Genomic DNA, 7885 nt, shown 5'->3' with positions numbered 1-7885 from the left:
CACCGCAAATGAAAGTGGAACACGAACTCAAAAAATATGAGTCTCAGAAGCGCATATTGAGAGCCGACAACGGACCGACCGGATGTCGGCAGGGGGATCAGGGCCGGCTCACTTCAAGCGGCTGCCGCTGCGGGGTGCCCGTTATTCCAGGCGTCTGGGGCCATCGGGAGCGCGGCCATGGACAGCGAAGCGCTCCAGGGTGGGGCGCATGCGCTGCGCCGTGTCCAGCAGTGCCTGCGCCTCTGCCTCGCCCATGAATTCGGGCAGGGTCTGCGCCCAGAGTTCCAGCCAGCGGTCGAAATGCTCTGGGCCAGCTCCCAGGTTCAGGTGGGCCTGCCCAGGGCGGCCCCGGTAGGCGCCGGGCCCGTGGGTCACGCTGCGCCAGAACCCCTCGATGCGGGCGATATGTACCGGCCAGCCTGCACCCGGAAAGGGTCCGATGCGGCTTTCGAACACCGGCCCCAGCTGCGGGTCGGCGCACACCCGGCGGTAAAACTCCCACAGCAGCGCATGCAGCGCCTCTGCCCCGATGCGTCCGAACAGCGTGACCTGACCGCCCTGCAAGGGAATCGGCATGGACGCCTCAGCCCTGCTCGCCGCTCAGGGCCGGCAGGCAGTGGTGCCAGAAGGCGACCAGGGCGTGCATCTGTGCCGTGAAAGCACTGAAGTCCGACCCCTTGACCAGATAGGCGCTGGCGTGCCGGCGGTAAGCCTCCTGAATATCCTTTTGCTCCTGCGAATTGGACAGCACGATGACCGGAATCAGGCGGTAAACCGGGTGCGCCTTGAGCACGTTCAGGATGTCCAGACCCGACTGCGGCGGCATGTGAATGTCCAGCAGAATCAGGGTGGGAGTGTCGTCCAGCGCTTCGAGCGCCTGCATCACCTCGGCGTTGTCGGCGCAGGCCCCGCCAGGACAGGTGAAGACCTCGACCGCTTCCGAGTACTGTGCCAGGACGGTGGTGGTCAGCTCGACGTCGGTGCCATCGTCGTCGATGATGAAAAAACGCAGCCTTGAAGCCATGAGGGGCATTATGGCCTGTTCGCGGGGGCAGCGGTGCGCCGGAGCGGTGAATGGACGGCTGGCACGCAAAAAAAGATGTCGGATTTCAGGACTCAGGGATGAAACGGCCTGGCTGGTAGGAGAGGGCCCGGTCTACGCCATGCAAGGTGGGCTCCGGTCCGCCCGCAAACCGGGTGGCTGGCCGGGTCACGCCCGACTGTGCCGCTTCAGGAAGCCTCAGCCGCTCCGGGCTGTGTTGCCTGCAGTTCCTTCAGCCCGGTCCCGGCCGTCTCCAGCTCGGCCAGCAGCGCCTGCACCTGCGCCAGCCCGCCGGGAGCCAGCGCGTAGTCGGTCCAGCGGCCGCGCTTGACAGCGGTGACCAGCCCGGCGGCCACCAGCAGTTTCATATGGTGGCTGACGGTGGGCTGCGACAGCCCCAGGTACCCGGTCAGGTCGCACGCGCACACGCTGCCTGCTGGAGCCCCGGCCGCCGGCGCACAGGCCAGGGACGGGGGCGCGGCCAGCAGCGCCAATACCTTCAGCCGTCCCGGGTCGCCCAAGGCCCTGAACAGCTCGGCGGACTTATCGAAATCCATGAATCCATCTTGCCGCCGTGGCCCCGGGGTGTCAATTGGCCCAGCTGCCTATTCGTGCCCGGTCCGCAGTTGCCGGGCTTCCTTCGCACCCGCGTGGGCGTGTGCCTCGGCCCAGGCGGCAGCCGCTGCTACGTCGTAGGGCACGCGGCGAAATTGCACGTTCCAGCACTCCCCCTCGCCTTCCAGCAGCAGCCAGCGGGCGTGGGGATCGCCGTCCTTTTGGCGGCTGACGGCTCCGCAGTTCACCAGGGTCAGCGGCCCGATTTGGCGCAGGTGTTCACGGTGCGAGTGCCCGACCACCACCACGCGGGCCGTGTCTCCCACGTCGCCCAGCGCTTCTTGCACCTCGCCGTCAGTCTTCCAGCGGCCTGCTTTCTTGTCCCACAGCAGGTAGTCCCACGCGCTGCTCGGGGTGCCGTGTCCGCAGACCACTGCGCCGCCCGCCAGCGTGACCTGCAGCGGCAGCCCGCCCACGTGCGCGGCGGCGCCTGGCGGCAACTCGGCGTGCAGCCACTCCAGCATGGCCCGCTTCTCGGTCACCTCGTCCAGCGGCTGGGCCAGGCGTTCGTCGGTGTTGCCGCGCACTTCCAGCACGCCGTACTCCCTGCGGATACGCTGCTGCACCTCCCAGGCCCCGGCCGGGTCTGCCCCACCGAACAGCCCGTCGCCCAGGTTCACCCAGGCGTCCGGGCGCTGCGCGGTCATGTCCTCCAGCACGGCGTCCAGAGCGAAGCGGTTGCCGTGAACATCTCCAAAAATCGCAATTTTCATCCGATTCCTCCAGCCGAAATTCTCCAGGCCAGCGCGGCCAGTGTGACCAGCAGTACCGGCAGGGTCAGCACGAGGCCCACCCGGAAATACTGCCCCCAGCCGATGCGGACGCCCTGCAGGGACAGGACGTGCAGCCACAGCAGCGTGGCGAGGCTGCCGATAGGCGTAATTTTGGGGCCCAGGTCGTTGCCCACCACGTTGGCGTAAATCATCCCCTGCTTGACCAGGCCCGTCGCCGCGCTGTCGTCAATGGCGATGGCGCCAATCAGCACGCTGGGCAGGTTGTTCATCACGCTGGCAATCAGCGCGGTCAGAAAGCCGGTGCCGAGGGTGGCCGCCCACAGGCCCTGAGCGGCCAGTGCGTCAAGCCAGCTGGAGAGAATATCGGTCAGCCCGGCGTTCCGCAGGCCGTACACCACCAGATACATGCCCAGCGAGAACACCACGATTTGCCAGGGCGCACCGGCCAGTACCTTGCGCGTATCAACGGCGGAGCCGCGCGCCGCAGGAATCCACAGCAGCAGGGCGCCCAGCACGGTGACCACGCTGACCGGCAGGCCCAGGCTCGGCCAGGAAATACCCCATCAGCAGCAGCGCCAGCACCCAAAAGCCCATCTTGAACACCTGCGGGTCACGCACGGCAGAGGCCGGGGCGGGCAGCTCGCTGACGCTGTAGCGCGTGGGCAGCTCGCGGCGGAACATCAGGTACAGCGCGCCCAGCGAGGCCAGCACCGAAGCCAGGTTAACCGGCACCATCACCGAGGCGTACTCCCCGAACCCCAGGCCAAAAAAGTCGGCCGAGACGATGTTGACCAGGTTGGAGATGACCAGCGGCAAGCTGGCGGCGTCGGCGATAAAACCGGTGGCGAGGATAAAGGCCAGGGTGGCTGCCGGTGAGAAGCCCAGGGCCAGCAGCATCGCCAGCACGATGGGCGTGAGAATCAGCGCGGTCCCGTCGTTGGCGAACAGGGCCGAGACGGCTGCGCCCAGCAGCACCACCAGCGCAAACAGCCGGTGGCCGCTGCCGCCGCCCCAGCGGGCGATATGCAGCGCCGCCCACCTGAAAAAGCCGGCCTCGTCCAGCAGCAGCGAAATAATGATGAGAGCCACGAAAGTGGTGGTGGCGTTCCAGACGATGTTCCAGACGGTGGGAATGTCGGAGAGGCTGACCACCCCGCTCAGCAGGGCCAGCGCCGCCCCAAAAGCCGCGCTGTAGCCGATGCCCAGGCCGTTCGGCTGCCACTTCAGTTTGGGCTGCCAGACCACCAGAGTCAGCGTGACGAGGAAGATGACAGCGGCGACCATTAAGCGTTCTTGACGGCGGGGCTGTCGGCGTAGGTCGCGGGAACCTCTTCGCCTTTTGCCAGTGCGTCTACAAAGGCGTCGAACTGCTGCTTCATCTGGTCACGCACCTCGCGCCACTTGTCCAGGCTGCCGCCGGAAGGGTCTACGAAGGGGTAATGGCGGCGCTCGGTCTTGCCGGGGTAGACGGGGCAGGCATCGTTCGCACTGTCGCACACGGTAATCACGTAGTCGAAGTTCTGCGCGTCGGGCACGTCGTGCAGGGTCTTGGAGGTGTGCCCGCTGAGGTTGAGGCCCAGTTCGGCCATCACGGTCTTGGCGTCTTCCTTGACGAAGGTCGCTTCCGTCCCTGCCGAGTGAACGTCGAGGTCCAGCCCAGCGTGGCGGGCGGCTTCGCGGGTCAGCGCCTCAGCCATCTGCGAGCGGGCAGAGTTGTGGGTGCAGAGAATCAGCACCCTGGGAGTCGGGACGTGGGAAGCCGCACCGGTCATAGATAGATTCATATCTATCGAAGTATAGCGGCAGAAGTGTCAGGGCTGTGCTACGGCCCGGCAGTGCAGCAGGCCTGTTCCGGAGCCGGGCCGTGGCAGGGGGCCTGCTCCGGCGGCCAGATAAAGCAGTCGCGGCCAGCCGCCTTGGCCTGGTAGAGCCGGCGGTCGGCCAACTCCATCAGGGGCCTGAGGGCAGGGGCCTGCGCTTCCCAGACGCAGACACTGCCGCCGCTTATGGTCAGCGGGGGAAGGCCGGCCTGTGGAGAGCGCCGCAGTTCGCTGCGCAGCTGCGCGGTCACTTCGCGGGCCGTGTGGGCGGTGCGGCCATTCAGCAGCAGCACGAACTCTTCGCCGCCCCAGCGCCCGGCCAGGTCGCCGGGGCCGAGCAGGCGGCGCAGGACATCGGCGGTGTACTGCAGCGCCCGGTCGCCGGTCGAGTGCCCGTAGCAGTCGTTCACCTGCTTGAAGCTGTCCAGGTCCAGCAGCAGCAGACAGCCCCCGGCGTGCGGGGTCTGCAGCCAGGTTTCCAGTTCCTGCTCGGCTGCCGAGCGGTTGAGCAGCCCGGTGAGGCTGTCACGCGACGCCAGCCACTGCAGGACCTCGGTGCGGGCCCGCTCGCGGACGATATGCTCACCGTATTCGGAGCCCAGTGCCATCGCCAGCAGCAGGACCCCCAGCACCAGCAGAGTGAGGGCGTCGGCTGTACCCGTGAGCAGCGATACGGCGCAGACGGCCAGATACGCCACCCCGGTCAAGGCCACGGCAGCGCCAAACGGCAGGAGCGCCAGCGCCAGTGCCGTGAGGATGCCCACGCTCAACAGTTCGGCTGGCTGCAGCGCCCGGCCCGCCTGCGCGGCCTGCAGCAGCGTCACGGCGTTCCACGCCGCAGCCAGCCCGGTGGCCGAGAGACGAATGGTCCTGAAGCTGGGCCGAGACATCAGCGACATCAGCAGGACAGCGCTGCTGAGCAGCATTCCCCCCAGCGTCATGCCGCCGATCAGCCAGCCGACATCGCCCAGCGCCTTTTTGTACGCCTGATAGGTGAACAAATGAAGAGCCAAGGAAAAGACGGAAAGCGCAGCTACGATGCGGTTCCGCTGTACCTCGTCTTGATTTTGGGTGTGACTAAATTCCTCCAGGGACACGAACGACTCCTATCCCCCCCATAACTGCAAGAGTGTCCCTCAGAGAGCAACTCTGCAGCTGAAAATAGCCGTGTTCCGCCTTGGCCGTTCGCTTATCTGAGTGGGGGGGGGTGGCCCTGCGTCTCCCGTAGCGGGTGCGGTTCCCTTCGCTCTAATAATGTGGACCGCACCCGCTGCTGTGTCATGCTCAGTTATGCCCGCCGCAGCAGGGCCACCGGGTAGGTCCTCAGCAGGTTACTCAGCTTGACCGTGCCGCTCAGGGTCTGGCGTTCCAGCAGTTCTTCCCACTCGCCGTCTGGCAGGGTCAGGCTGGTGTCACCCCAGCCCCCGGCCCGCTCCAGAGCAAGGGGCAGGCGGGTTGCTACCGCCACCACTCCGCCCCGGCTGAAGGCGAAGGCGTGCTCGGCCTGTGCGCCCTGGGCCGACAGCGGCTGATAGTCGCCAAATAGCTCCGGCTGGTCGTGCCGCAGCCGCAGCGCCCGCGAGGTGAGCAGCAACTTGGCGTCGCCGCGCGAGTCCACTGGCGGGCGGCAGCTGTCGGTGCCAGGGTCGGCAGCGTCAATGGCCCGCAGCCGGGCGGCAAGGTCGGCGTAGTCCACCGGGCGGCGGTTGTCAGGGTCCACCAGGGCGGGTGACCAGACTTCCGACCCCTGGTACACGTCCGGCACGCCGGGCATGGTCAGTTGCAGCAGCTTCTGCGCCAGCGCGTTGCTGTAGCCCGCCTGCTCTATGCGCTGAGCGAAGGCGGCCACGCGTTCCTGGCCTGCTCCCTCCGTCAGGTATTCAGTCAGGCGGGTCAATTGCTCCTCGAACTGGGCGTTGTTGTCCAGCCAGGAGGTGTGCAGGCCCGCTTCACGCGCTGCCTTGACCGCGTACTCGGTGGCGCGTTCGCGGCTCACCGGCCACGCGCCCACCACCGCTTGCAGCACCAGATTCAGGAAAGGGCCGTCCGCGATATCGGCCTCGGTGCCGCGCAGTTTCTCTTGCAGGTCCAGCACCAGTTCAGCCCACTCGTCTGGAATTTCGGCCAGCACGCTGATACGGGCACGCACCCCTTCCGAGCGCTTGGTGTCGTGGGTGGAAAGGGCGGTCAGGCCGTGGGGCCACTCCTGCTGGCGGCGGGCGAACAGCGCGTGGGCTTCTGCGGGTGTCAGGGCAAACTGCGCAGGGTCACCCCCCACCTCGGTCAGCGAGGTCAGGCGGCTGAAACGGTAAAAAGCCGAGTCCTCCACCCCTTTCGCCATCACCATGCCGGAGGTCTGTTGAAAGCGCCGCGCTGCCGCGCTCAGTTCCCCGGCGCTCTGCACTCCCAGCCCCAGCACTGGCCCCAGCGCGGTGAGCGCCGCACTCAGGTCAGGGCGGCGGCGAGCGGCTTCTGCCAGGGCTTCCTGCAAGTACTCGGCCCCCTGCGGCAGGTAGGAGCGGTACACGCTGAAGCAGGCCAGCACTTCGCTCAGGGCGTCCACCAGCGTCTCATGGCTGAGGTCGGCGGCTTTCCCTTCCCCCTCAATCTCACGGGCCAGGCGCTGCACCTCGGCGTGCAGGGTGGTGTCGGTCACGGCCCGTTTGGTGTCGTGAATCAGGTCGTGCCAGTCGAGTCGCTCACCGCCACGCAAGCGGGTGTCGAGGTCGGTGAGGGGTTGTTCGCCCGCCGGGTCGGTCAGCAGGCGGTCAATCTCGCCCAGCGCGTCATAGCCCGTCGTGCCCTGCGTGGCCCAGTCGCGGGGCAGCGCCTCGCCGGGTTCCAGAATCTTTTCCACCACGGTGTAGAGGCCACCCGTGAGTTGTTGCAGGTCGTCCAGATAGCCGCCCGGGTCGCGCAGACCATCGGGGTGGTCAATTCGCAGGCCGTCCACCAGCCCTTCGCGCACCCAGCGCAGAATCTCGGCGTGCGACTCTTCCAACACCGCGCGGTCTTCCACCCGCACGCCCGCCAGCGTGGTGATGGTAAAGAAACGGCGGTAGTTCAGCTCGCGGTCCCCGCGCCGCCAGTCCATCAGGCGGTAGTGCTGGCGCTCATGCACCTCGGCGGCGCTGTCGCCCGCCTGCCAGCTTCCAGCCGCCAGCGGAAACGCCTGGTCAAAGTAGTAGAGTTTGCCGTCCCGCACCTGCAATTTCTCAGGGTCGCTCAGGTCGTCCTCGCTGCCCAGCACCGGCAGCAGCACTTTGCCGCCGCCCGCTGCCCAGTCAATGTCGAAGGCGCGGGCGTAGCGCGAGTCCTGACCTTCCGCCAGTACCGACCACCACCACGGGTTATGCGCCGCCGAAGCCACACCCTGGTGATTGGGCACGATATCCACCAGTAGGCCCATACCGCGCTCGTGGGCCGCCCTGGCGAGGGCTTCCAGCGCCTCGGGGCCGCCCCGCGCCGCGTCAATGCCGCTGGGGTCGGTCACGTCGTAGCCGTGCTCGGAGCCTTCGCTGGCGTGCAGGATGGGGGAGAGGTACACCCAGTCGGCTCCCAGCAGGTGCAGGTAATCCAGCCACTCGCCGGCGTGGGTGAGGTTGGCGGCCGGCGTGACTTGCAGGCGGTAGGTGGAGGCGGGAATCTTCATGCTTCCCAGTGTGGCAGAAAGT

7 protein-coding genes and 1 pseudogene are annotated in these 7885 nt (G+C 67.1%); all 8 read right to left on the bottom strand.

Annotated elements, in window-relative coordinates; translation table 11 throughout:
* Window positions 1-141 precede the first annotated feature (141 nt).
* The 8 genes and pseudogenes from DEIPR_RS13280 to treY all read right to left on the bottom strand — a co-directional run bounded on the left by DEIPR_RS13280 (window position 142) and on the right by treY (window position 7863).
* Window positions 142-576 carry a group III truncated hemoglobin gene (locus tag DEIPR_RS13280; RefSeq protein WP_013623248.1) on the bottom strand — a complete coding sequence of 145 codons (435 nt, stop codon included), beginning with the start codon at window positions 574-576 and terminating at the stop codon, window positions 142-144.
* 7 nt (window positions 577-583) lie between these two features.
* Entirely contained in the window at window positions 584-1024 is a 441-nt protein-coding gene (locus DEIPR_RS13275; protein ID WP_049775332.1) for a response regulator, read from the bottom strand.
* Between the two features lie 206 nt (window positions 1025-1230).
* Window positions 1231-1599 carry an ArsR/SmtB family transcription factor gene (locus DEIPR_RS13270; RefSeq protein WP_013623246.1) on the bottom strand — a complete coding sequence of 123 codons (369 nt, stop codon included), beginning with the start codon at window positions 1597-1599 and terminating at the stop codon, window positions 1231-1233.
* 48 nt (window positions 1600-1647) lie between these two features.
* Window positions 1648-2370 (bottom strand): metallophosphoesterase family protein, encoded by a 723-nt coding sequence (locus DEIPR_RS13265; RefSeq protein ID WP_013623245.1) that lies wholly within the window; start codon window positions 2368-2370, stop codon window positions 1648-1650.
* Window positions 2367-3675: pseudogene (locus DEIPR_RS13260) on the bottom strand (arsenic transporter). Before DEIPR_RS13260 ends, DEIPR_RS13265 begins: the two are co-directional and overlap by 4 nt.
* Window positions 3675-4175 (bottom strand): arsenate reductase ArsC, encoded by a 501-nt coding sequence (locus DEIPR_RS13255; RefSeq protein ID WP_245532769.1) that lies wholly within the window; start codon window positions 4173-4175, stop codon window positions 3675-3677. Before DEIPR_RS13255 ends, DEIPR_RS13260 begins: the two are co-directional and overlap by 1 nt.
* A gap of 38 nt (window positions 4176-4213) precedes the next feature.
* Window positions 4214-5212, bottom strand: coding sequence for a GGDEF domain-containing protein (locus DEIPR_RS13250; RefSeq protein ID WP_049775331.1), 999 nt, complete (start codon window positions 5210-5212; stop codon window positions 4214-4216).
* Between the two features lie 287 nt (window positions 5213-5499).
* Window positions 5500-7863: a malto-oligosyltrehalose synthase gene (treY, locus tag DEIPR_RS13245; RefSeq protein WP_013623242.1), complete on the bottom strand. Its 2364-nt coding sequence runs from the start codon at window positions 7861-7863 to the stop codon at window positions 5500-5502.
* Window positions 7864-7885: the final 22 nt, after the last annotated feature.

It is taken from the genome of Deinococcus proteolyticus MRP, assembly GCF_000190555.1.
Classification (GTDB): Bacteria; Deinococcota; Deinococci; order Deinococcales; family Deinococcaceae; genus Deinococcus; species Deinococcus proteolyticus.
The sequence above is the reverse complement of the archived record's forward strand: the minus strand, read 5'-3'. Positions and strand labels throughout refer to the sequence as shown.

Coding starts and splice junctions, on each gene's coding strand:
- DEIPR_RS13265 (WP_013623245.1), bottom strand. CDS start 2,370: ATGAAAATTGCGATTTTTGGAGATGTTCACGGCAACCGCTTCGCTCTG.
- DEIPR_RS13280 (WP_013623248.1), bottom strand. CDS start 576: ATGCCGATTCCCTTGCAGGGCGGTCAGGTCACGCTGTTCGGACGCATC.
- DEIPR_RS13275 (WP_049775332.1), bottom strand. CDS start 1,024: ATGGCTTCAAGGCTGCGTTTTTTCATCATCGACGACGATGGCACCGAC.
- DEIPR_RS13255 (WP_245532769.1), bottom strand. CDS start 4,175: ATGAATCTATCTATGACCGGTGCGGCTTCCCACGTCCCGACTCCCAGG.
- DEIPR_RS13270 (WP_013623246.1), bottom strand. CDS start 1,599: ATGGATTTCGATAAGTCCGCCGAGCTGTTCAGGGCCTTGGGCGACCCG.
- treY (WP_013623242.1), bottom strand. CDS start 7,863: ATGAAGATTCCCGCCTCCACCTACCGCCTGCAAGTCACGCCGGCCGCC.